This window comes from Streptomyces sp. TM32 (assembly GCF_004122755.1).
Lineage (GTDB): Bacteria > Actinomycetota > Actinomycetes > Streptomycetales > Streptomycetaceae > Streptomyces > Streptomyces sioyaensis.
Window position 1 is genome coordinate 1 of the sequence record NZ_SDIG01000020.1, and the last position, 22,842, is coordinate 22,842.

Here is a 22,842-nt window from a genome sequence, read left to right on the forward strand (position 1 = left end):
CCGCCGCCCCTTCGCCCCCGGGCCTCCCCGCACCGGACCATCCCGTCGGGTCCGCTGCCGATGTGCTCGCCTTGGCCGACCGGCTCTTCCTGTGGGCCGACGCCCGCACCTGGGCGGGCCCCGATCCGTACGACGGGCTCACCGGACCGCTGGGGCGGCTGGCCGTGCACCGTGTGCTCCGCCAGGGGCTCCTGCAAGCCGTCAAACGCAGCCCGGCCGACCTACGGCCGGCCCTCGGCATCCGCCCGCTGCGCACCGCCACGGCCACCGGTTTCGCCGCCGGTGCCTGCGCCCGGCTCTCCGCGTTCCCGCGGTGGCACGAGCGTGCCCTGCGCCTCGGCCGGTGGACCGCCGCCGAGCAGCTGTCCGGGCGCTACGCCGGGCTGTGGCGCTACGAGTTCGACGTGCAGACCCGCTGGTCGTACTACCCGGCCTCCGTCCCCAACCTGGTGGCCACCACCTTCTGCGCCGACGGCTGCCTGGATGCCGGGACCCTCGGCGACGAGGCCGTAGGGGCGCTCGCCCGCGGGCTGCTGGAACACCTGCACAACGGCGCGTTCTTCACCTACACCCCGACCAGCGGCGTCCTGGTCCACAACGCCAACCTCATGGGCGCCGCGCTCGCCGCCCGCCTGGCCCGTACCACGCCCCTGCCCGCCGGCCTGGCGGACCGGCTGGCCGGCGCGGCCCGCCGAGCGGTCGAGGTGAGCCTGGCGGGCCAGCGCCCCGACGGCTCGTGGCCGTACGGCCCAGGGCCGCGCCTGGACTGGGTGGACGGCTTCCACACCGGATACGTGCTGCTGCGCCTCGACCAGGCCGCGACGCTTCTCGGCATGGACGTGCGGACCCCGCTCGAACACGGGGTGGGCCACTATCTACGGCACCTCTTCGACGGTCCGCTGCCCCGCTACTTCGCGGACACCCGGACCCGACGGGATCCGAACAACGACGCCACGGCGGTACGGATGGCGGCCTGGGCGGCCGAACGCGGCTTCACCGGCACCGACTTCGCCCGCGAGACGCTGGTGGCGGTCATGGACCGCTATCCCGGCCTCGGCACCGGCACCGGGACCTCCAGGAGGAACCGGGCCCTGTGGGAGTCACCCCGCTGGAGCTCCGCCCCCCTGCTGGACGCGCTGACCGCCCTGCACGACGTACTGCCGGGCTGATCGCGTGCGGTCACCTGCCGGTTCCGGCCGGCACGGTCGAGGCGACTGCTCCCGCCGGGAGCGCCCTGACGCTCCCGCACGCAGTCCCGCCGAGCGGACCACGCCGGCCCCTGGCCCGGTCAGCCGGCCCCGGCCGTCTCGTAACCCGAAAGGACCTCCGCCGTCCGCCCGGCACCGCCCGCCGCGTTCCGCTCCCACCACACGGCCGCACACAGCAGCCCGAACACGGCGAGCCCCCGGTCACGCCTACCGTGCACGTGCTCGGCGACGAGACGGTCCGCCGTGCGCCGGTCGAAGAGGTCGTCGAACAGCGGTGAGCGCCGTACCTCGGTCCACAGCCGGTCACCGTGCTCGCGCAGCAACGACCGCACCGGCGCCCCGAACCCCGTCTTGGGGCGCCGGGCGACGAACTGCGGCACGCCGGACGCCACCGAGGCCGCGCGGAAGCGCGCCTTGCCGTCCCCCAGCCGCAGCTGTTCCTCCGCGGCGGCGCCGAGAGCGGCGGCCACCACCTGCTCCCCCAGGAACGGGACCCGCAGTTCGACGCTCGCGCGCATCGAGGCGCGGTCGCCGTACAGCAGGTTCAGGCCCGGCAGGAACAGCCGACGGTCGCACTCCGCCAGCGCCGCGAGGGGCGTGCCACCCGCGTCCAGCACGGCGCCCGCCACCTCACGGTGCCGCTCGGTGATCGCGTCCAGCCCCACGAGCGGTGACAGCGCCGCCCACTCCCGCCCGGAGTAGTACGCCTGCGTCGCCCACGACCAGTCGCGGGCACCGAGCTGGAGCAGCCGCCCGAACTTCTCCGCGCGGCCCCGGTAGCGCCGGGGCGCGGGAACCAGGGTGGCGGCGCAGAGAGTCGGGCGCGTCCAGGCGGGAAGCTGTTGCAGCAGCAGTACGGCCTGGTAGCGCTCGTAGCCCAGGAACAGTTCCTCGACGCCCAGCCCGGACAACAGCACGGTCGCCTGGCCGCGGGCAGCGCCGGACAGCTGTATGAGGGCCACGGCGGCGGGGTCCCCGAACGGCAGCTCCATGGTGGTCACCAGCTCAGGGATCCGGCGCAGCACGTCGACGTCGAGGTCGACCCAGGCCAGCGGCAGGCCCAGCCGGTGGGCGACGCGGGCGGCGTAGGGGGCATCGTCCTCGAACGGTTCCGTGCCGCTCACCACCGTGCGCGGCCTGGCGGTGAAGGCGGGACCGGTGAAGCCCTCCCTGAGGAGTTCCACGGCCAGCCAGGTGCTGTCCAGGCCTCCGCTCAGCAGCAGCCCTACCATCACGTCCGCCCGCATCTGGCGGGCGACCGACGCACGGACGGCGGCCGCGATGTCCGTGGCGGGTGCGAGGACGGGAGCGCGCCACCAGGTCAGCGCCTCGTCGTACGCGGGAGGGCGCCGGGACAGCACCGTCCCGGCCGGTACGGCACTCACACGCTGCCAACCGGTCCGCGGCGGCGGCGTCCACAGGAACATGGCACCCTGCGCCACCGCGACCGGGTCGGCGCCTCCGGTCAGCCCAGCGGCCCGCAGTGGTTCGATCTCGCTGGCGAGCGCGACCAGGTGCCCCGCCGCGTCCGCCGCCGCGTACAGCGGCTTGACGCCCAGCCGGTCACGTCCGTAGCGCACCCTGCCGTCGGGCAGGACGAGAGCGAAGGCGAACATGCCGTCCACCTGGTCGAGCAGCCGCCGCGCGTCCGGCTGCAGCAGGAGTTCGTAGAGGACCTCGGTGTCGCCCTCGGTCGTGAACCTCACGCGCCGCTTGCGCAGCACCTCGCGCAGGTGGGGTGCGTTGTAGACCTCGCCGTTGTAGACCAGCACGCCCCGCTCGGGCGAGCCGAAGGGCTGGCCGCTCCTCGGGTCGAGGTCCACGACGGCCAGGCGGCGGAAGTGCAGCGCCGCCCGCCGGCCGGGGCCGGCGAGGGCGAGGTGGCCGCTCGCGTCGGGGCCGCGGTGTGCGAGGGCCGTGCACGGGTCCGGCAGCGACGGCGACCGGTTCCGCGCGGCCTCGTTCAGCAGAACGAGGAAGCCGCACATCACCGCACCTCCGCGGCCGAAGGGAGGCTGTCCGCCCGCCCGTCCGGGTCGGGCCCGGCGTCAGCGGCGGCAGGAAGCTGAGGGCGCCCGAGAGCCTTGGCCAGGGCCGGGGTGGCAGGGGCGCAGTCGACCGGCCGGTCCTCCGTGAGCGAGCGGGCCGCACGGCAGGTGACGAGGGAACTCTCCAGCGCCGAGGCGAAGCCGGCGGCGGCAGCGGTCCCGGTGTCGAGCGATTCCCCGCGTACCAGGCGGACGAGGGTGCGCATCTCCGCCGCGTGCCCCTTGGGCGCGCCCCGGTACGTGGTCGTCTTCGCCCGGCCTCCCCTCCACACGGTGAGCGTGCGGAAGTCGTCGACCCTGGCCGCCACCCCGTCGCCGGCCACCTCCAGGAGTTCCTTGGGCGCGCCGGGCGGTGTGAGCCCCCCGTACACGACGGACGCGGACGAGCCGTCGTCGTACGCGATCTGGAGGGTGACGCTCTGCGCGACGGCGGGGTCTGCGGCGTCCACGCCGACCGCCCGCACCCGCACCGGCCGCCCGGGCGCCAGGAAGGCGGCGGTGTCGACGAAGTGGCACACCTCGCCGAGCAGCCGGCCGCCCTGTCCGGGGTGGAAGTACCAGTGGTCGGCCGGGAGCCGGCCCGCGAACACCCGGTAGACGACCTGGAGCGGCGCTCGGGCGGGCAGCGCGGCCCGCAGGTCCGCGACCGCGGGCGCGAACCTGCGGTTGAACCCGGCCATCGCCGGGGCGCCGGAGGCCGACCACGCCTGGGCGACGTCCTCCAGTTCCGCCTCCGTCAGGGCCACCGGCTTCTCGCAGTACAGGGCGCTGCCGCCGCGCAGCACCCGGGCCGCGTACCGGCCGTGGCTGTCGTGGCGGCTGAGCACCATCACGCAGTCCGCCTCGCCCGAGGCCAGGCCGGCGTCGACGCTCTCCGCGACCTGGTCGAACCCCCACCGCCGGCCCTGGTGCGCGGCGGACGGCCCGCGTCCGCCGGCGACCCAGGAGAACGCGACGCCGCCTTCCCTCTTCAGCTCGGGAAAGAGCGTCCTCGTCGCGAAGTTGCCCGCGCCGATGGCCGCGATCCGCGGCGTGCCGCGCGGCGCGGTCCAGGTGCGGGGCGCGCTCCCCGGGGCCGGCGGCGACGGCAGCCGCGCGGTGTCGGGGTAGCGCAGCAGCAGGGCGACGTCGCGTGGGCCGGAGGACGGCTTGAGCGCCTCGTACGCGTCGGCCGCATCCGTCACGGCGAAGACCCGCGGCTTGAGGTCGGCCAAGTCCACAGCGCCCGTCTCCAGGAGCCGCAGCACCTCGGCGAGGTTGCGCCGTTCCGTCCACGGCACATAGCCCTCGGGATAGGGGTGGCCGCCCTCTTCGAAGCGGGGGTCGTAGCGGCCGGGGCCGTAGGACCTCGCATAACGGATCGTCAGTTCCTTGTGGTAGTACGACGACCGGGGCGGCGCGACGCCCACGTCCCCGACGACGACCACGGTGGCTCGGTCACGGGCGAGACGGCCGGCGAACTCGACGGGGTCGGGGCTGGGCGTGGCCGCGGTGATGAGCACGGCGTCCGCGCCGGCGCCCGCCCAGCGCCCCTGGACCAGGCCGGGCAGGGCGTCCGCGTCCCGCGGGAGGGCGGCGAGCCCGGCGGACTCGGCGAGCGCCACCATGGCCGGGTCCGGGTCGATGCCCACCGCGTCGTAGCCGTAGGCACGCAGCAGCCGGAGCGTGATCTGGCCGAGGAGGCCGAGCCCGATGACGGCGATCCGGGAGCCGGGCACCACCTCGGCCTGGTGGATGCCCTGGAGCGCGATGGCGCCGACCGTGGTGAAGGCGGCCCACCGGGTGTCCACCCCGTCCGGCACCGGCACCACGAGGTTGCGGGGCACCGCGACGATCTCCGCGTGCGACGCGTAACGGGCCCCGGCGGCGGCCACCCGCGTCCCCGGACGGATGTCGTCGACGCCCTCCCCCGTCCGCAGCACCGTCCCCGCGCAGGAGTAGCCGAGCTGCACCGGCCGGTCCAGACGGTCCCTGACGGTCCGGTAGGTGTCCGCGAGTCCCGTCCGCTTCACGCTGTCGATCAGCTGGGCGACCTGGTCGGGCCGCTGCCGTGCCTTGCCGATCAGGCCCTTGGCGCCGGTGGCGACGGTGGCCCGCTCCGTACCCGCGCTGATGAGCGACCAGTGGTTGCGGATGACCACTGTCCCGGCGGCCACCTCGGGGGCGGGAACGTCCGCCACCGTGATGGAACCGGTACGCGGCGACAGGAGCACTGTCTTCACTTTCCTGCCTTTACGGGGAGGGAGTCACGGCCAGGGCGGAACATAAGGCGCAAGGCAATGAAATAACCCACGAAATAGGCTAGACGGAGCAATATACCCATACAGCCGGGTGAACACGCCTCGGGAGTTACAGGCACGGTCGCGCACTGCCGATTCGCTGGAGCCGCCGCCGTCCGGTGCCCTCGGTTAAGGAGACTCGGGTGAAACGACTGATGGTCGTGTACGGAACGAGACCGGAGGCCATCAAAATGGCCCCCGTCATCGAGGCACTGGACCGGTCCGCGATGTTCCGGCCGACGGTGACGGTGACCGCGCAGCACCGCGGGCTGCTCGACCAGGTGCACGCGGTGTTCGGCATCCACGTCGATCACGACCTGGACATCTTCGCCCCCCGCCAGTGCCTTGCCGACATCACCCACCGCGTCCTGGACGGGCTGTGTCCGCTGCTGCGGCAGGAGGGCCCGGACGCGGTGCTGGTGCAGGGCGACGCCACGACCGCCTTCGCCGGGGCCCTGGCCGCCTTCTACCACCGCATCCCGGTGGCCCACCTGGAGGCGGGACTGCGGACCGACGACCGGTATGCGCCCTTCCCCGAGGAGATCAATCGCAGGATCACCACCCAGCTGGCGTCCCTGCACCTGGCGCCCACCCCTCACGCACGCGACAACCTGCTCCGGGAGGGCGTCGCCCGGTCGTCCGTCGTGGTCACCGGCAACACGGTCATCGACGCCCTGCGCGGGGCCGTCGGGCGCATGACGCACTCCGGCGACCCGGACCTGGCCGACCTCGACGACACCGGCCGCCGGGTCTTGCTGGTGACGGCCCACCGCCGGGAGTCGTGGGGACGCGGTATGGAGGCCATCGGCGGCGCCCTCGCCGACCTGGCCCGAAGCGAGCCCGGCCTGCTCATCGTGCTGCCACTGCACCCCAACCCCGTGGTAGGCGCGGCGCTCCTGCCGCACGTGGAGCACTTGGAGAACGTACGGCTGACCAAGCCGCTCGGTTACGGCGCCTTCGCTGCGCTGATGGACCGCGCGTACCTGGTCCTCACCGACAGCGGCGGCATCCAAGAGGAGGCGCCGGGCCTCGGTAAGCCGGTGCTGATCATGCGGGACACCACGGAACGGCCCGAGGCCCTGCTGGCGGGCACGTCCCGGCTGGTGGGCACCGACCGGGAGCGCATCGTGAAGGAGGTGCGACGGCTGCTGCACGACCGGGCGGCCTACGCCTCGATGGCCAGGGCCGTCAACCCGTTCGGCGACGGGCGCGCGGCGGACCGTACCGTGCGCGCGATCGGCCATTGGCTGGGACTGTGCGAGCGCCCCGCGGAGTTCGACGGCACCGGCTCAGCGCCAGAACCCGCGGGTGTCGAACACGGCCTTGCCCCGCAGCGTGGTGCGTTTCACGCCCCGGAAGGCGTCGTGGTCCACGAGTAGGACGACGACGTCCGCGTCGCGCACGGCGGTGGCGACGTCGACGAGTTGGGCCACGCCCGTACGTGCCAGTGACTCCGGCAGTTCCCGAATGTGGGGCTCCGCCACCAGCAGCCGGCCGACCTGCCGCTCAGCCAGCCGGGTGACGATCTGCAGGGCGGGGCTCTCGCGCAGGTCGTCGATGTTCGCCTTGAAGGCCAGGCCCAGGCAGGCGATCACCGGGTCCTTGAACCGTCCGGCCGTATCGACCACCTCGCCGAGCACGTAGTCGGGCCGTCCGTCGTTGACCTCGCGGGCGAGCCGGACGAGCCGCGCCTGCCGGGGCGCGGCGGAGACGATGAACCAGGGGTCCACGGCGATGCAGTGCCCGCCGACGCCCGGCCCGGGGCGCAGGATGTCGACGCGAGGGTGCCGGTTGGCCAGGTCGATGACGTCCCCCGCGTCGACGCCGAGCTGGTCGCAGACCGTGGACAGCTCGTTGGCGAAGGCGATGTTGACGTCCCGGAAGGCGTTCTCGCCGAGCTTGGCCATCTCGGCGGTCGTGGCGTCGGTGAGCAGGCACTCCCCCTTGGTGAACACCTGGTACAGGGCGCGTGCCCGCTCGGCGCAGCCCTCGCCGACCCCGCCGACGATCCGGTCGTTGGTCACGATCTCGATCATCGTCCGGCCCGGCAGCACGCGTTCGGGACAGTACGCGAGCCGCACGTCGGGCACGTCCGCGCTCTCGTGCGGAAACGTGAGATCGGGCCGGTGCTTGCCGAGCCACCGGGACAGCTCCACGGTGGTCCCTGGCGGCGAGGTGGACTCCAGGATGACGAGGTCACCCGCCTTGAGCACCTGGCCCACCGAGGCGGCGGCGGCGCGCACGTACGACAGGTCCGCCGCGCGGTCGTCCTGGAGCGGGGTGGGCACGGCGATGACGAAGGCGTCGGCGGGCTCGGGCGTCGTGGTCGCCCGCAACCGTCCCATGGCGACGGCCCCGCTCACCGCCACAGCCAGGTCGGGCTCGACGAAGGGGGCACGGCCGGCGTTGATGAGGTCGACGGTGGCGGGGTCGACGTCGACACCGATGACGTCGATCCCGTTGGCGGCGAGGGCGGCGGCGGTGGGCAGGCCGATGTAGCCGAGACCGATGACGCAGACGGTGGAGAACACCGGGCGAATTCCTTTCCGGATGTACCGCGGATGAACCGGGCCGATGGTGTGATGGAAAGCAGGGCGGCATGCACAGACTGGACCGGCACGGAACGTATCGGCCGACAAGCGCGCCGCGCGGACGGTAAACTCACCGATTCCTCTGAATGGTGGTCGGCACCCTGTCCGGTTCCCGGCGAAGAATTTTCCAGGGGAATGCCGTGTCACCATCCGCCCATCTCCTTGTTCGGTGTAGCACTACGGCACGGATGCACACCTCGATGACGGAAATCGGAGGCGATGCAGTGGGCTCCCCTGCCTTTCCGCGCGTGCGGATGGTGCTGCCGACCAACGGCGAACGCCCCGGTTACCTCGAAGAGTGCCTGACCTCGATCAGGCGGCAGGACGAGCCCGTGGACCTGGTGATCGTCGGGCCCGCCGGAGCCGCTTCCCTGCTGCGCGCGGCGGCCGAGCGGCACGGCTGCCGCTTCCTCGTCGAGGAGCGCCAGGGGCTCAGCAATGCGATCAACCAGGGCTGGCGGGGAGCCACCGCGGAGTACGTGGCCTGGCTCGGTGACGACGACCTGCTCACCGGGGGCAGCCTGGCCGCAGCCCTGGGGAAACTCGACCGAACCCCTGCCGCCAGCATGGTGTACGGCCAGGTCGGAGTCATCGACTCGGCCGGCCGCACCCTCTACACGATGCGTCCGGGTGCGTTCGCCTCCTGGTTCTTCCAGTACGGCCAGAACTGGGTGGGCCAGCCCGGATGCCTCTACCGCCGCGAGGCGGTGCGACAGGTGGGCGCGCTCGATCCCACACTGCGGTACGCGATGGACTTCGATCTCCATCTGCGCCTGCGGCGCAGCGGACGGATGGCCTACCTGCCGCGGCAGCTCGGGTGCTTCCGCGTGCACCCCACGTCGCTGACGGCGAGCAATCCGGACCCGCAGGACGAGGGACGGCGCGTGATGCGCCGTTACCTCGGCCCGAAGGCCCGCCGCTCGGAGGAGTGTTGGTGGCCCCTCGCACGCTGCGTCAGCCGGGGGTGGGCCACCTTCACGAAAATCGGAAGCCGGCGGTAATCCTCGTCGCAATATGGCCTCTGCTACGTTCCCCGCATGACCAATTCTGCAACAGTGCCGGGGAAAACAGCGCCGAACAGTGTTGCCCAGGCGTTGCTGAAATGCGCGACCGCGGCGCACAACGGCTCCATTGGTCGTCGAATCATCAGGTCCTCGGCCCGGTTCACTCGTCGCTTCTGGGCGGAGCACGGCGACCCGCTCGTCACATGCCGAATCGCGGGACAGGATATCGTGATGCCGCTGTCACATGATCTGCCCGTCATTCTCTCCGCAGCGCCGCACTATTCGCAGAACCTGGCCCGCCTGACGGCCATGTCGGCGGCGGCCCGTCCGGACCTCACGATTGTGGACATCGGTGCGAACATCGGCGACACCGCTGTTCTCATGCGGGCGGCGGCGACGGCGCCGATCCTCTGCGTGGAGGGCGACGATCTCTTCCTGGCCCTCCTTCGCCGGAACGTGGAACGCCTGCGTGACGTCGAGATCGAGGAGGCCTATGTGGCCACCGCCGACGACACCGACCGCGCTCGCACCGTCGTACGGCAAGCAGGTACCGCCGCCCTGGTCCCGCCGACGTCGGGTCCGAAGCCTGCCCGCCCCTTTCGGTCTCTGCCGGCCATCCTCGGTTCCCACGCGCGCTTCTTGTCGCCGGGCCTGGTGAAGATCGACACGGACGGTGCGGATCCGCGCATCATCGTGGCGAACAGGGAACTCCTCGCTCGTGCGCGTCCTGTCGTCTTCTTCGAGTTCGCTCCCCTGTGGGCCGCCGGAACAGGGGACGAAAACCCCTACCAGGCCGCCACGGCGCTCGCCGAGGCCGGGTACCAAGGGGCACTCGTCTACGCCAACACCGGCGAACTCCTGCTCGTCACGCGGGTCACCGAGCCGCACGTGTGGAAGGACCTCGGTCGCTACACGCTCGCCCACGGCAACGGCTCCTACTACGACGTCGCGACCTTCCACGCCGACGACGCGGACCTCTTCGAGCAGGCCGGTGCGGCGGAGCGGGCCTTCTTCGACGGCATGGCCGCCGCATCCCGCTGATCCGCGACGGGACGATGCCCGCGGGACCGCGCCGCGGTCACCACGCGGACGACCGCAGCCGTGCCCGTCAGACCCCGAAGGCCTCGGCGATCGGCAGGTCCCTGCGCTCGTCCACCACGTGTACGGTGAGGTCGCGCATCGACCGCAGCACCTGCACGTGATCGTCGCCCGTGTACGTCAGCCCACCGTCGGGACCGCGAACGGTCCGGACACGGGAACGCACGAAGGCGGCCGCCGGGGTCATGTTCCATAGGTCTCCGGCGACGTCCTCGCGTACGAAGAATGCGTTGACGCCATTGCCGCCGACGCCCACGAGGCGGTAGCCCAGCTCAGCCCCGAGATGATGGAAGGCCGCCAGGGACGCACCGAAGTACGAGCCGGTGTGGTGCGCTGCTGACGCCGTGAAATCCGGGCGGTAAGGAACGGTCACCGCGCTTTCGGAGCCGAAGACACTGTTGTGCTCGACGACCACGATCCACGGGGAGACAGCGGAGATCTCCCGCCACACCCAGTAGTCGATTCCATCGATGTCGATCGAGAGAACGCCGATTTCACCTTTGATCCCGGTCTGCAGGATCAGCTCGTTGATGTTTTCCGCGGTGACGAACGCCGATACCGGTGAGATGCTCCACCGCCATGCCATTCCGCTCTGTCTCAGGAAGTCGATGTGCGCGGTTCCGCCGTTGAAGATCGCACCGCGCCAGTTGTCCTTCATGGCCAGGAACCGCGTGTTCGCCTCGGAGTAGTCACCGACTCCGATCTCGATGAAGACATCGGGCGGGGAGAGTCGGGAAACGAGGAACTGCAGGATGCCGTCCTCGCCCCATTGTGAGAACACCTTGAACTCCGCGTCGCGAAGGCGCCGTGGTTCCGGCAGCAGGCTCGCCAGCCGGCACTCCACGGCTCCCACCGAGAAGCGCAGTTCGTCGATCCGGGCTTGGACTCCTCGATCGACGGCCCTTTGCGCCAGACCCATGACAGCCTTTTTCAGCACCCGGGAACCGTATCAAGGAGGCCGGGCGACGCATGCCTCAACAAATACCGCGGCATTTCACCGGCCCCGGGCTTCGCCCGTTCGGTGGGCCGGGGGCGTGTTGGCTCTGACCCCTCCGACCCGTGCGGCGGCCAGGGCGACCGCGTGCGGCCGGTGCTGCGAGAACCGGTCGAAGACCGCCGGGCGGTTCCTCAGTCCAGCTCCGTCGAGTCGGGTCCGAGGAGCGCGCCGAATCCCGCGGCGCTCAGCCGTCTCCACACCGAGCCCACGAGCCCCCGGCGTCCGGCGACGAAGATCCGGTCCGAGCGCTCCAGCCGACGGTGGGGTGCGGCGGTCCGGTGCCCCGGCGACGGTCGTGTTCATGAACAGGCACTCCTGGCAACCGTTCGGGCAAGCCGAAGGGCCGCGTCGGGTGGCGGGTCACGTCTCCCCAACCTCGTATGCATTGCAGCGAATAGGACACAATGCAATATTTCCCCTGAACAATCGCTGATCTGCCCTAACCTGGCATGCCGTCAGGGGCCCCTTTTCCGGAAGGCGCACTCGGCGGCACCGGATTTCGAGGTCTACGCTCAGTAGGGAGTGCGTGGTGACGGTCAAGAAGGCGTTCATCACCGGCATCGGCGGCCAGGACGGGTCCTATCTCGCCGAACTGCTGCTGGAGAAGGGGTACGAGGTCCACGGCACCGCCCGTCGGGAACCGGACTTCGTTCACTGGCAGGACAACCGCCAGTGGACGGACCGGTTGTTCCTGCACTACGGGGATCTCACCGACGGCACCCGGTTGGTGGGTCTGTTGGAACAGGTGCGGCCGGACGAGGTCTACCACCTGGCCGCCCAGTCTCACGTACGCGTCTCCTTCGACGAGCCGGAGTTCACCGGCAACACCACCGGACTGGGCACCATCCGCCTGCTCGAAGCCATCCGCAACGCCGGCCTCAACTGCCGCTTCTACCAGGCCTCCAGCTCCGAGATGTTCGGCACCGCACCCGCCCCCCAGCACGAGAACACCCCCTTCCACCCCCGCTCCCCCTACGGCGTCGCCAAGGTCTACGCCTACTGGGCCACCCGCAACTACCGCGAGGCCTACGGCATGTACGCCGTCAACGGCATCCTCTTCAACCACGAATCCCCACGCCGCGGCCCCACCTTCGTCACCCGCAAGATCGCCACCGCCGCCGCCCGCATCAAAGCCGGCCTCCAAAACACCGTCCACCTCGGCAACCTCGACGCCCGCCGCGACTGGGGCTACGCCGCCGAATACGTCCACGCCATGTGGCTCATGCTCCAACAGAACCAACCCGACGACTACGTCATCGCCACCGGCACCAGCCACAGCGTCCGCGACTTCGCCGAACACTGCTTCACCCATGTCGGCCTCGACTACCGCGACCACATCCGCCTCGACGAACGCCACCTGCGCCCCTCCGAGGTCGACGACCTCGTCGGAGACGCCTCCAAGGCCCAGCGCGTCCTCGGCTGGAAACCCTCCACCCACGCCCCCGAACTGGCCCGCCTCATGGTCGACGCCGAACTCAGGGCTCTGAACGCCGTGCCGGGCGCCGCCCTGGGGACGGCGGCCGGCTCGCCCGTTCCGAGCTGACCCGCGGCACAGGACGGCAGGACTCAGCCGGCGGTCCGCAGCACTTCCCGGGAGGCGGAACGAGAACGCGCCAGCCGTCGGTGCGCGACCAGCATGGACGGCACGAGGACGATCAGCGTCTGAGTGACGACCGTGGACCACAGCGGCCCGGCCAGGCCGAGCCGGTGCACGGACCAGACCGACGCCACCACGTTCGCCACGGTCATGACGGCCCCGACGGCGAGCTGCGGCCTCAACTCCCCGGCGCCGTTGAGGAACACGGCGACCGCGGTGGTCGCGCACATGATGACGACGTAGCCCCCCAGTGCCGCCAGCAGCCCAGGGGGCGGAACGGCCGCGTCGTCACCGACCCACAGACGCAGCAGCCACGGGGTGACCGGGACGAGGACACTCGCCGTCACCGCACCGGCGGCCGTCAACAGCCCCACCGACCGCAGGTAAGCACCGCGCACCCAGGCCTGGTCGCCGCGCGCCCAGGCCTCCCGGTAGCTCGCCCACAAGGGTGTGAGAAACGCTCCGGCGACCGTGGGCACGGTGGCGTACACGGTGAACGGCAGCACATACGCCGCGACCTGGTCGGCGCCGAGGTAGTGCCCGATGACGAAGGAGTCCGACTTGAAGGACACGATTCCCATCAGCGTCAGCAGGAAGAGCTGCGCGCCCTCGCGGCCCAGCCGGCCGCAGGTGTCCCGGTCCACATGGCGCAGCCGGGGCCGGGCATCGCGGATGTGCCTGGCCAGCAGGAGGGTCGGGACGAGACCGGCGAGCAGGGACGTGGCGAGATGCACGGCCGTGAACGAGCGGAGGTCCGGGGCGAGGGCCGCCACGGCCAGCTGACCCGCCGCTTGCGCCAGGACACCGGCCGACGTGGACAGTGCCGTCACATGGCCTCGGCCAAGGGCGTAGTACACCCGGCCCGCCACCGTCAGGGGCAGGCTGAGTGCGGCCGTGGCACCCACCGCGAAGACCAGCTGTCCGACGACGGCGGGGGGCACCCGGTCCGCTCCCAGGAGATCGCTCCAGTCGAGGGTGAACGCGAGCAGGCCGCAGAGGGCGAGAAGCAGCACGGCCACACCGGTCAGCAGGACGAGGGCCGTGGTCACCACTCGGCGGGTCGAGGCCACGTCATCGGTTCCACGGGCTTCGGACACCTGCCCCATCACCGCCAACCCGACCCCGAAGTCGAGTACGGACAGCATGGCGAAGGTGCTGGTGAGGTTCAGCCAGAGTCCGAACTCCTCCTTTTCGAGGCAACGGCCGACAATCGGCAGCGCCAGCAGGGTGACGAGGAGGGAAATACCCCGAGCGCCCACCGTCGTGGCACCAACGGCGAGAATTCTCCGCCAGCGACCGGGAATCTGGTTCACGGCACATCCTGAGGTAGGACGGGCAGGACACGGCAGCCACGATGACGGCCATCCCGTTCAGTGTCGGCACCTGAGCGCTGTGTCGTCGCTGTTCGCCCGTCGTGTCGCGCATACAGTGACCGGACGTCGGATGCCCGCGGCCCGGGAGGAATCACGTCAGATGCGCGTCCTGTTCTCTCCGGATGTATTCGTCACGCAGCGGTTCGGCGGCGTCAGCCGGTATTTCGCAGAACTCCACACCGAACTCGTCAAACTGGGCGTCGACGCACGCCTCTTTTCCGGGCTGCATGACAATGCCCACCTTCGCGGCGGGCGCACGCTTCTGGGCAAACTTCCCCTGCGACCACGGCTGTTCTTGAGCGGTCAGGCGTTCAGGTGCTACGCCGCCGCTCAGCGTGCCGCGCACATTCTGCACCCCACGTACTATTCGGCCGAGGCATTCGGCCGGGGACCTCATGTCTGCACGTTCTACGACCTGATCCATCACAAGTACCCCGGTCAGTTCGCGAACGACACGACGGCCGAGCGCCAGCGCCTCTGGGCCAGGCGAGCCGACCGGATCATCGCGATCTCCCACGCGACGGCACGGGACCTGGTGTGCATGCTCGGCGTGCCGGAGAAAACGATCTCGGTCATCCACCTAGGCGTGCGTGTTCCCCGGCCCCGGACGCAACGGCAGGCGGACGACTACGTGTTGTACGTCGGCAACCGCGGCGGTTACAAGAACTGGCGGATCGTCGTGGAGGCCCTTCGGGATCCGCAGCTGAGAGATCTGCGACTGGTGTGCTCCGGAGGAGGACCTGCGACCCGGGAGGAACAGGCCCTTCTGGAAAGTCGTCGCATGGCGGCCCGCGTCACGTTCGTCGCCGCGGACGACGTCGCCCTCTCCCGCTACTACAGGGGTGCCCTGGGCCTCGTCTACCCGTCGCTCTACGAGGGTTTCGGACTCCCGCCGCTGGAGGCGATGGCCGAAGGAGTTCCGGTGGTGGCCGCGCGGGCCGCCTCCATTCCGGAAGTGGTGGGTGATGCCGCCCTGCTTTTCGACCCTCGGGAAGTCGACGACCTCGTTCAGGCACTGCGCCGGCTGCTCGACGCCTCCATCCGGGAGGGGTTGCAAAAACGCGGCCCGGAACGGGCGCGCATGTTCTCCTGGGAAAGCACCGCCCGGAAGACGGCCGACGTCTACCGCTCGCTTCGGTGAGGAACCGCCACGCGTTCTACGCGGCCGGACGTGTGAACCGCGCACGCGCACACCGGAGCCGGGGCCGTGCAGGCGATCACCCCAATAGTATCCCCGCATGACAGAAATGCTGAGCCGGCCGACGATCGGGGAACTTCAGGAACGCGCACACGGCGTGGGGCACGATTATGCGAAAGGCTCTCCGCACATCCGGCATCACAGCGTCCGCGAGCGTGTGATCTCCGCTGTGCACACGCTGGTGGGCGAGATCGTCGAACGCAACGGCCAGTGCCGGGTCCTGGAGATCGGCGCCGGACACGGAACCTTCACCGACCATCTGGTGGCGGCCGGGGCGCGGGTCGAGGTGACGGAGATGAGCGCCCCCAGCGTGGCTGTCCTCCGGCGTCGTTTCCGCGACTCCCGGCACGTCACCGTCGCCCATGACCCCGAGGGGAAGGAGATCTTCCGCTCCGAGCCGGTCGATGCCGTGGTGTGCGTCTCCGTACTGCACCACATCCCGGACTACCTGGCGGCCGTGGAGCATCTCATCGGACGTACCGCTCCCGGCGGTGCCTTCCTCAGCATGCAGGATCCCCTCTGGTATCCGCGCCGGTCGCACCTGTCCATGAGTGTGGACCGCGGAGCCTATCTCCTGTGGCGGCTCGGTCAGGGACAGCTGCGCCGCGGTCTGGCCACCAGGGTGCGCCGACTGCGCGGCCACTACGACGAGTCGAACGAGGCGGACATGTCGGAGTACCACGTCGTGCGTCAGGGAGTGGACGAGGTGGCCCTTCAGAAGATGCTGGCGCCGGCCTTCCAGGAAGTGAGGCTGCAACGCTACTGGTCGACGCAGTCGGGAGTGCTGCAGGCATGGGGGGAACGCTTCGCCCCTCCCACCACGTTCGGCATTCTCGCGCGAAAGCGCCGCTGAAGAGGCTGCGTTCCGCGGAGCGTCCGATTGAGAACGGATATATCAGCATAATGCCGGAAAATGTGGGTTTACTGCCCTACGCTGACGGTGCCCTGGAAGCCGCCCCCTCTCCACAGACGGTCTCGGCACCGGATTTCGAGGTCTACGCTCAGCAGGGAGTGCGTGGTGACAGTCAAGAAGGCGTTCATCACCGGTATCACCGGCCAGGACGGCTCCTATCTCACCGAGTTGCTGCTGGAGAAGGGGTACGAGGTCCACGGTCTGGTCCGTCGGGCGTCGACTTTCAACACCCGGCGGATCGACCACCTCTACCAGGACCCGCACACACCCGGGGTGCGGTTGTTCCTGCACTACGGGGATCTCACCGACGGCACCCGGTTGGTGGGTCTGTTGGAACAGGTGCGGCCTGACGAGGTCTACCACCTGGCCGCCCAGTCTCACGTACGCGTCTCCTTCGACGAGCCGGAGTTCACCGGCAACACCACCGGACTGGGCACCATCCGCCTGCTCGAAGCCATCCGCAACGCCGGCCTCAACTGCCGCTTCTACCAGGCCTCCAGCTCCGAGATGTTCGGCACCGCACCCGCCCCCCAGCACGAGAACACCCCCTTCCACCCCCGCTCCCCCTACGGCGTCGCCAAGGTCTACGCCTACTGGGCCACCCGCAACTACCGCGAGGCCTACGGCATGTACGCCGTCAACGGCATCCTCTTCAACCACGAATCCCCACGCCGCGGCCCCACCTTCGTCACCCGCAAGATCGCCACCGCCGCCGCCCGCATCAAAGCCGGCCTCCAAAACACCGTCCACCTCGGCAACCTCGACGCCCGCCGCGACTGGGGCTACGCCGCCGAATACGTCCACGCCATGTGGCTCATGCTCCAACAGAACCAACCCGACGACTACGTCATCGCCACCGGCACCAGCCACAGCGTCCGCGACTTCGCCGAACACTGCTTCACCCATGTCGGCCTCGACTACCGCGACCACATCCGCCTCGACGAACGCCACCTGCGCCCCTCCGAGGTCGACGACCTCGTCGGAGACGCCTCCAAGGCCCAGCGCGTCCTCGGCTGGAAACCCTCCACCCACGCCCCCGAACTGGCCCGCCTCATGGTCGACGCCGAACTCGGCACGATCCTGCATTCCTCCATCCCCGAGCCGCCGCACCGGGCGTCGGTGGCCGTCGGCGGCAAGGTGACCGAATGAGCGCCTCCTGCGGGATCTGCGGCGGCACCACGCGCGTCACGCACCGTGGCACCGTGCTCGGACGCCACGAGGCCACGTACCGTATGTGCGACACGTGCGCCTACTGGTTCGTCGACGGGCCCCACTGGCTGGACGAGGCCTATTCGGAGGCCGTGGCGGCCATCGACACCGGCGTCGTACAGCGGAACCTGCACCTGTATCCACGGCTGGCGTCGGTGTTGGTCCGCATGTTCGGCCCCACCGGCGTGTACGTCGACTACGGCGCCGGATACGGGCTGCTCGTCCGGTTGCTGCGCGACGTCGGCCTGGACGTCTACTGGCAGGACGCCCACTGCGAGAACCTGTTCGCCCGGGGATTCGAGTGGGACGGCAGCCGGAGCGAAGCGGCCGCCGCGGTCACCGCCGTGGAGGTGATGGAGCACGTGATCGATCCGATCACCTTCGTCGACACCTGCCTGCGGGAGACCGGAGCGCACTCGTTCGTCTTCACGCAGCACCTGCACGATCTCAGCGCCGATCCGTCCTGGTGGTACCTGGCTCCGGAAGCCGGCCAGCACATCTCCTTCTACGCCCCCCGGACGATGCGTGTCCTCGCCGAGCGCCTGGGGATGACCTACCACGCGGCCGGCACGCTGCATCTGTTGACGAAGCAGAACTTCCGCCAAGGGGCCTTCGCGCGTTCCGTACGACTGCACCGTCTGTCCTACCCGTTGCTCAGGCGCCGGCTGCGTTCGCTTGTCATTGCCGACCACCGGCTCCTCACCTCCCGGTCCTGCTGCACCGGTTGACCCGAGCAGGTGTCCTGACGCAGCGTCACATGCTCGGTCGGACCCGCCGCTGATGGCACCTGGGGATCAGATGCACCCACAGGTGCCGGCCCAGGAGCCGTTCGCCGGCCATGTCGTACCGCGTGCAGAACTTCTCGAGCGGAGCGGGATGTCACGCGGAGGGCGGGGTGTCGGCGCACCGGGGCTGCGGGCGGTGTGCCGGCCTGTCGCGCCCCCCGGGCCGGGGGGCCGCTGGGCGATGAGCCGCTTGCGCCCCCCGGTGTCCGCGGCGCCGACCCGGTTCTCGCCCGCGCCGCCCCGATCCACTCCCACCAAGGCGTACGCGCAGGAGAGGACCAACCAGGACGGAAGCCCGATGAACGTGGTCTCGAAGGCGACGTTGGTGAAGGCGGTGACGCAGACTCCGACGGTCGCCCCGAACCAGGAGGCAGCGACCGGATACCGCCGCGCCCGCCAGGTCCGGCACAGGGTCGCGGCAACGAGCAGGATGAAGCCAAGGCCGGCCGGCCAGCCGAGATAGTAGATGTATCCGACGAAGGAGTTGTGCGGCCCGGAATTCCCGGCGCTCGGTTGCATACCGGATCGGATCACCTCGATGGGGTGTCCCGCCCCGGCACCGAAAAGCGGCTCCTGCCACGCCGTGTGAAGGGCCTCCCGCCACATCTCCAGACGCAGTGCCACGTTCGCGCCGGCTTCGGTGTGCACATCCGTCGAAATCGACAGCCGTGTCATGAGGCCCCCGACCACGGGCATGTCGGACAGGGCCCAGCCAGAAAGGGAGAAAGACAGCAGGGCAACAACCCCGAGAGTCGCGAGAGTCCATGAGATGACAGGCCGGCGGATGACACGTCGGCGACTCGGCCGGCCGACGAGGGCGGTCGCGAAAATGGCCGCGGCGACGGCCAGGATAGGGCCCCGCTTGCTCGCCAGAGCGGTCAGCAGGGCGGCCCCCGTCAGTGTCCACAGGAGCAGGCGGCTGTTTCCCGCATACCGCATCTGGACCCCGAATGCGGCGGCGATCGCCAGGTAGAGGCCCGAGGCCGCGGCAATCATCGGCGTGTGCGCGACCCATGCCAGAAGGACACCCAGGGTCGGCACGTACAACACCCATCTCCAGCGCAGAGGCTCTTCGGCGGGCCGGGTGAGAAACCAGGTTGCGGCACACCACCCGAAGAGCGGATAGAGGCCCAGGATTCCGCCCTTGAGGGCATCGGGATACCCCGCTTCGATCCCGCGGTACACCGCCTGGGCCGACGCGAGCGCGAGGCCCATGGCGACTGCCCGGAACCAGCGCAGCCGGGACTCGGAGAACGCCCAGGGCCCCCACATGTGCACGGTCACGAGCAGCGCGGAGACAGCGAGGACATCCATGAGATAGACGGAGGAAACGCCCACCGTCGCGTATTCCCTGCCCAGCAGAAAAAGCGGCGCGAGGCAGGACGCCCAGAGCAGCCATCCCGCCCCGCGAAGAAAAAAAGCGAGCAGAACGCCAGAAGCAACGCATACCGCTGCACAGGCTAAGAAGAACAATGGAATATCAGCAGTCACGCCGACAGTGCTTCCTTTCGACGATTGGATCCCGAAGCTGGAAATACCCAGCGACCTGGCCGTAAATATCGTATGAATAGCGCAGACCGAGACGTGTTGCAGTGGCCTTCCATACCGGCCAAGTGGTTGCCTTCCCATAATTCCACCCGGACTTCAGAATCCCGGATCACATACCCCGAGGAATTGGGAATGTTTCTCATCCGCCCAAGATTCCTGCGGCGACCCGTCCGGCCGGCCGTCCTGGTCTTCCGGCACAGCGCGCGTCTGGGCGGCATGGGCCGCGCAGCCGAGTTCTTCACGCCCCTGCTGACGAGCCGGTGCCACGTGTCGGCGGTCATCTCGCTCTCGGCGGACCGGAAAGGATCGGAGAGGTTCGCGGCCTCCTGGCACGCCAAAGCCCTCGCCACCGCGGCGGCCCTCGGCAAGAGCGCGTACCTGCTGATCCGGCGCACCCAGACAGCCGTCTACCTGCCGGTCTCGCAAGGGGGTCCGCAGCTGCTCCGTGACGCCGTCCTGATCGGTCTGGCCAGGGCGGTCCGCTGCACCGTGGTCCTGCATCTCCACGGCGCCCAGCTTCCCGCGAGGCTCGCCGCGAACCAGTTGCTGCGGGCGTTACTGAGCGGGTCCCACTGGCTCGTCCTGAGTGAGAGGGTCGCGGGCCAACTGCTGGCCAGTGGCTGCCCGGTGGCGTCCGTCACGGTGCTGCGCAATCCCACCCCTCCAGCGGTGCCGCGGACCGAGGGAGGCCGCCCGTCCCGCGTCCTGCGCGTCGGCTGGCTCGGCACGATGACCCGCCTCAAGGGGTTCGACCTGGTCTGCGGCGGGGTGGCGAAGGCGCGAGCGCAGGGGCTCGAGGTCGAGTTCCGTGTCGCCGGCATACGCCATGACGTAACCGTCGCGGAAATGGCGTGCGTCGACCAGGACCTGGGGGTCCTGGATCTGTCGAACGCCCTGTCGTTCTGGACGACCGTCGACGCGTTCGTCCTTCCGGCCCGCTGGGTCGAAGGCCTTCCCTTCGTACTGCTCGAAGGACTCCGGGCGGGCTGCGCCGTGGCCGCGACGCCCTCGCCGGGAAGCGCCGAGCTTTTCGACCGGGGCTGCGTGGAACCCGTGGAAGCCTCGGTGGAGTCCGTGGCCCGGTTCCTCACGGCTTGCCGGGAGGACCTGGAGGGGATCCGGCGGCGCCAGCAGAAGGCCTGGCAAGAGCTGGGGCCGTGGTACGAGCCCGGGCGCATCGAGGAGGAGTTCGTGCGGTTCTGGCAGAACCTGGGACTGGGACGGCATGACTGAGGGCCCGGGCCGGCAGGTCACGGTGTGCGGGCTGCCCGTCCACCCGCTCACCCTGGAGGCGTCGGTGGCGGCCGCCGAGGCGCTGATCTCGACTGGCGGCCCCCACCAGCACGTCGCGCTGAACGCGGCCAAGGTCGTCAAAGCGCACGACGACCCGGAGCTGGCGCGGATCATCCGGTCGTGCTCGCTCGTCAACGCGGACGGGCAGTCGATCGTGTGGGCTGCGAGCCTTCTCGGCAATCCCCTGCCGGAGCGGGTGGCGGGCATCGACTTCATGCTGGCGCTGTGGCGCAGCGCCGCGCGCAACGGGTACCGCGTCTACCTGCTGGGCGCCGAGCCGGAGGTGGTCGCGCAGACCGCGCGCATCGCCGCCGCGCGAGGGGTCGAGGTCGTCGGGCACCGGGATGGCTACTGGGACGAGACTGCGGAGGAGGACGTGGTGGCGGCCGTCCGCGCGACCCGCCCGGACATCCTGTTCCTCGCCGTGCCGAGTCCGCGCAAGGAGTACTTCCTCGCACGCCGGCAGAACGACCTGGGCTGCGCCCTGGTGGTCGGCGTCGGCGGCTCCTTCGACGTGGTGGCGGGGCTGCGCAGCAGGGCACCGCGGTGGATGCGCAGGGCCGGTCTGGAATGGTTCCACCGGATGGTCCAGGAGCCGCGCCGAATGTTCCTGCGCTACGCCGCGGGAAACGCCCGGTTCATCGCGCTCACCGCCGCCCACTGGGCGCGCCGAGCCGGACGGTGAGTCGCCGCCCGCTCGATGCCGCACACACTGCGGGCCGTCGAGCTTGCCGACGAGGCGGTCGCCGAGCTGGAGATGCTCGTGGGCTTCGACGACGACCTGGCCGGTGAAGCCACCCGCATCAGCAACCGGCTGCGGGGTCTGCTGACGCAGATCCACCCGTCGCTGGAACGTGTGCCGGGGCCGCGAGTGCGGAAGAGGACCTCGATGCTCCGGCCCGCGCGACGAGCGCATTCGGCCGGGTCCACAGCGGAGTACAACCAGCACGACATCCCGACGTACCGCAGGTCGTAGGGCCGCTCGGCGGCGGGTCGGGTCGGCCCGCCGCCCGTCGCTCATGATCCTCGATGGTCCAGCGCGGGCCGACGACGGCGATGAGCTCGGTGAGTGGGGTCTCGTCGGGGGCGTAGGCGATGTAGTAGGCGATGTAGTAGGCGGTCTCGTGCCGTGGCTCCGGCTTGGACCGGTATACACGTCAGGCCCCGGGGTTCCCGGGGGTCTGACGGTCGACGGTGGTCGTGGGGGCGGAAGAGCCGCCGGGCCGGGGCAGCAGCGGGCCGCAGTCCCACTGCTGGAAGATCAACCGGGTCTCGACGCGCGCCACTTCGGGCCGTGAGGTGAACCCGTCGAGGACCAGGCGCTGAAGATCCCCCATGTCCGCGACCGCGACATGGACGAGATAGTCGTCGGGCCCGGTCAGATGGAAAACAGTAATGGACTCCGGCAACGCCCGGATCCGCTCCACGAACGGCCCCACCAACTCCCGCCGATGCGGCCTGACCTGCACGGACAGCAGTGCCTCCAGGCTCCGGCCCAACTTCGCCGGGTCCAGCCGCAGCTGATGGCCGAGAATCACCCCCGAGCGGCGCAGCCTGGTCACCCGGTCCAGACAGGTCGAAGGCGCGACACCGACCTGCGCGGCGAGATCGCGGTACGTCATCCGTGCGTCGTTCTGCAGCAGCCGTAGCAGATGGAGATCCACCGAATCAAGTACGACAGATTCAGCCATGTGCCGAACG

Annotated in this window: 18 protein-coding genes and 1 pseudogene; 12 read left to right on the plus strand and 7 right to left on the minus strand. The window is 70.2% G+C overall.

The features are described 5' to 3' along the window. Window positions 1–1,169 (plus strand): hypothetical protein (locus tag EST92_RS07360; protein WP_216849080.1); only part of this gene is annotated, 1,169 nt, incomplete at its 5' end. 119 nt (window positions 1,170–1,288) lie between these two features. Here the strand turns inward: EST92_RS07360 and EST92_RS07365 are convergent. Together EST92_RS07365 and EST92_RS07370 are read right to left on the minus strand one after the other, a co-directional pair. Continuing rightward, window positions 1,289–3,196: an asparagine synthase-related protein gene (locus EST92_RS07365; RefSeq protein ID WP_129280132.1), complete on the minus strand. Its 1,908-nt coding sequence runs from the start codon at window positions 3,194–3,196 to the stop codon at window positions 1,289–1,291. Continuing rightward, a complete protein-coding gene (locus tag EST92_RS07370; protein WP_129280133.1) occupies window positions 3,196–5,478 on the minus strand; it encodes a bi-domain-containing oxidoreductase in 2,283 nt (760 codons plus the stop codon). The genes EST92_RS07365 and EST92_RS07370 overlap by 1 nt, the downstream gene beginning before the upstream one ends. Before the next feature lie 200 nt (window positions 5,479–5,678). Between EST92_RS07370 and wecB the strand changes: the two genes are divergently transcribed. Next, window positions 5,679–6,914 (plus strand): UDP-N-acetylglucosamine 2-epimerase (non-hydrolyzing), encoded by a 1,236-nt coding sequence (gene wecB / locus EST92_RS07375; RefSeq protein WP_275540847.1) that lies wholly within the window; start codon window positions 5,679–5,681, stop codon window positions 6,912–6,914. On the opposite strand, the gene wecC is transcribed toward wecB, so the two are convergent. Next, window positions 6,825–8,066 (minus strand): UDP-N-acetyl-D-mannosamine dehydrogenase, encoded by a 1,242-nt coding sequence (gene wecC, locus EST92_RS07380; protein WP_161981709.1) that lies wholly within the window; start codon window positions 8,064–8,066, stop codon window positions 6,825–6,827. The two genes, wecB and wecC, sit on opposite strands and share 90 nt — an antisense overlap. A 260-nt stretch (window positions 8,067–8,326) precedes the next feature. Between wecC and EST92_RS07385 the strand changes: the two genes are divergently transcribed. Together EST92_RS07385 and EST92_RS07390 are read left to right on the plus strand one after the other, a co-directional pair. Further along, a complete protein-coding gene (locus tag EST92_RS07385; protein ID WP_254068596.1) occupies window positions 8,327–9,127 on the plus strand; it encodes a glycosyltransferase in 801 nt (266 codons plus the stop codon). Between the two features lie 36 nt (window positions 9,128–9,163). Continuing rightward, a complete protein-coding gene (locus EST92_RS07390) occupies window positions 9,164–10,171 on the plus strand; it encodes an FkbM family methyltransferase (RefSeq protein ID WP_129280135.1) in 1,008 nt (335 codons plus the stop codon). Window positions 10,172–10,238: 67 nt separating this feature from the next. Here EST92_RS07390 and EST92_RS07395 read toward each other — a convergent pair whose 3' ends face one another. Continuing rightward, a complete protein-coding gene (locus EST92_RS07395; RefSeq protein WP_129280136.1) occupies window positions 10,239–11,165 on the minus strand; it encodes a hypothetical protein in 927 nt (308 codons plus the stop codon). A 589-nt stretch (window positions 11,166–11,754) separates the two neighbouring features. Here EST92_RS07395 and gmd (EST92_RS07400) point away from each other — a divergent pair. Next, the gene (gene gmd, locus EST92_RS07400; RefSeq protein ID WP_129280137.1) at window positions 11,755–12,768 is read left to right on the plus strand and encodes a GDP-mannose 4,6-dehydratase; all 1,014 of its coding nucleotides are present in this window, start codon (window positions 11,755–11,757) and stop codon (window positions 12,766–12,768) included. 23 nt (window positions 12,769–12,791) lie between these two features. Here the strand turns inward: gmd (EST92_RS07400) and EST92_RS07405 are convergent, their stop codons facing one another. Next, on the minus strand, window positions 12,792–14,081 hold the full coding sequence (locus EST92_RS07405) for an oligosaccharide flippase family protein (protein WP_161981710.1): 1,290 nt from the start codon (window positions 14,079–14,081) through the stop codon (window positions 12,792–12,794). 214 nt (window positions 14,082–14,295) lie between these two features. Between EST92_RS07405 and EST92_RS07410 the strand changes: the two genes are divergently transcribed. The 4 genes from EST92_RS07410 (at window position 14,296) to EST92_RS07425 (ending at window position 18,243) form a co-directional block, all read left to right on the plus strand. Further along, window positions 14,296–15,336, plus strand: a complete 1,041-nt coding sequence (locus tag EST92_RS07410; RefSeq protein ID WP_161981711.1) for a glycosyltransferase family 1 protein — start codon at window positions 14,296–14,298, stop codon at window positions 15,334–15,336. A 97-nt stretch (window positions 15,337–15,433) separates the two neighbouring features. Next, entirely contained in the window at window positions 15,434–16,246 is an 813-nt protein-coding gene (locus tag EST92_RS07415; RefSeq protein WP_254068597.1) for a class I SAM-dependent methyltransferase, read from the plus strand. 165 nt (window positions 16,247–16,411) lie between these two features. Beyond that, window positions 16,412–17,455, plus strand: coding sequence for a GDP-mannose 4,6-dehydratase (gene gmd / locus EST92_RS07420; protein WP_129280140.1), 1,044 nt, complete (start codon window positions 16,412–16,414; stop codon window positions 17,453–17,455). After that, window positions 17,452–18,243 carry a methyltransferase domain-containing protein gene (locus tag EST92_RS07425; RefSeq protein ID WP_129280141.1) on the plus strand — a complete coding sequence of 264 codons (792 nt, stop codon included), beginning with the start codon at window positions 17,452–17,454 and terminating at the stop codon, window positions 18,241–18,243. Before gmd (EST92_RS07420) ends, EST92_RS07425 begins: the two co-directional genes overlap by 4 nt. Before the next feature lie 66 nt (window positions 18,244–18,309). On the opposite strand, the gene EST92_RS07430 is transcribed toward EST92_RS07425, so the two are convergent. After that, the gene (locus EST92_RS07430) at window positions 18,310–19,791 is read right to left on the minus strand and encodes an O-antigen ligase family protein (RefSeq protein WP_129280142.1); all 1,482 of its coding nucleotides are present in this window, start codon (window positions 19,789–19,791) and stop codon (window positions 18,310–18,312) included. A gap of 189 nt (window positions 19,792–19,980) precedes the next feature. On the opposite strand from EST92_RS07430, the gene EST92_RS07435 reads away from it, so the two are divergent. From EST92_RS07435 to EST92_RS07445, 3 genes and pseudogenes are all read left to right on the plus strand, one after another. Further along, on the plus strand, window positions 19,981–21,081 hold the full coding sequence (locus EST92_RS07435; RefSeq protein ID WP_161981712.1) for a glycosyltransferase: 1,101 nt from the start codon (window positions 19,981–19,983) through the stop codon (window positions 21,079–21,081). After that, window positions 21,074–21,826: a WecB/TagA/CpsF family glycosyltransferase gene (locus tag EST92_RS07440; protein ID WP_129280144.1), complete on the plus strand. Its 753-nt coding sequence runs from the start codon at window positions 21,074–21,076 to the stop codon at window positions 21,824–21,826. The genes EST92_RS07435 and EST92_RS07440 overlap by 8 nt, the downstream gene beginning before the upstream one ends. Before the next feature lie 3 nt (window positions 21,827–21,829). Beyond that, window positions 21,830–22,015: pseudogene (locus tag EST92_RS07445) on the plus strand (transposase); the annotation flags it as partial. A gap of 283 nt (window positions 22,016–22,298) precedes the next feature. On the opposite strand, the gene EST92_RS07455 reads toward EST92_RS07445, so the two are convergent. Then, the gene (locus EST92_RS07455; protein WP_129280145.1) at window positions 22,299–22,832 is read right to left on the minus strand and encodes an Lrp/AsnC family transcriptional regulator; all 534 of its coding nucleotides are present in this window, start codon (window positions 22,830–22,832) and stop codon (window positions 22,299–22,301) included. Between the last annotated feature and the right edge of the window lie 10 nt (window positions 22,833–22,842).

What these genes read in the sequence shown, in the direction of transcription:
- EST92_RS07455 (WP_129280145.1), bottom strand. Translation starts at nt 22,832, where the DNA reads ATGGCTGAATCTGTCGTACTTGATTCGGTGGATCTCCATCTGCTACGG.
- EST92_RS07435 (WP_161981712.1), top strand. Translation starts at nt 19,981, where the DNA reads ATGTTTCTCATCCGCCCAAGATTCCTGCGGCGACCCGTCCGGCCGGCC.
- EST92_RS07415 (WP_254068597.1), top strand. Translation starts at nt 15,434, where the DNA reads ATGACAGAAATGCTGAGCCGGCCGACGATCGGGGAACTTCAGGAACGC.
- EST92_RS07425 (WP_129280141.1), top strand. Translation starts at nt 17,452, where the DNA reads ATGAGCGCCTCCTGCGGGATCTGCGGCGGCACCACGCGCGTCACGCAC.
- EST92_RS07390 (WP_129280135.1), top strand. Translation starts at nt 9,164, where the DNA reads ATGACCAATTCTGCAACAGTGCCGGGGAAAACAGCGCCGAACAGTGTT.
- EST92_RS07440 (WP_129280144.1), top strand. Translation starts at nt 21,074, where the DNA reads ATGACTGAGGGCCCGGGCCGGCAGGTCACGGTGTGCGGGCTGCCCGTC.
- EST92_RS07365 (WP_129280132.1), bottom strand. Translation starts at nt 3,196, where the DNA reads ATGTGCGGCTTCCTCGTTCTGCTGAACGAGGCCGCGCGGAACCGGTCG.
- EST92_RS07410 (WP_161981711.1), top strand. Translation starts at nt 14,296, where the DNA reads ATGCGCGTCCTGTTCTCTCCGGATGTATTCGTCACGCAGCGGTTCGGC.
- EST92_RS07385 (WP_254068596.1), top strand. Translation starts at nt 8,327, where the DNA reads ATGACGGAAATCGGAGGCGATGCAGTGGGCTCCCCTGCCTTTCCGCGC.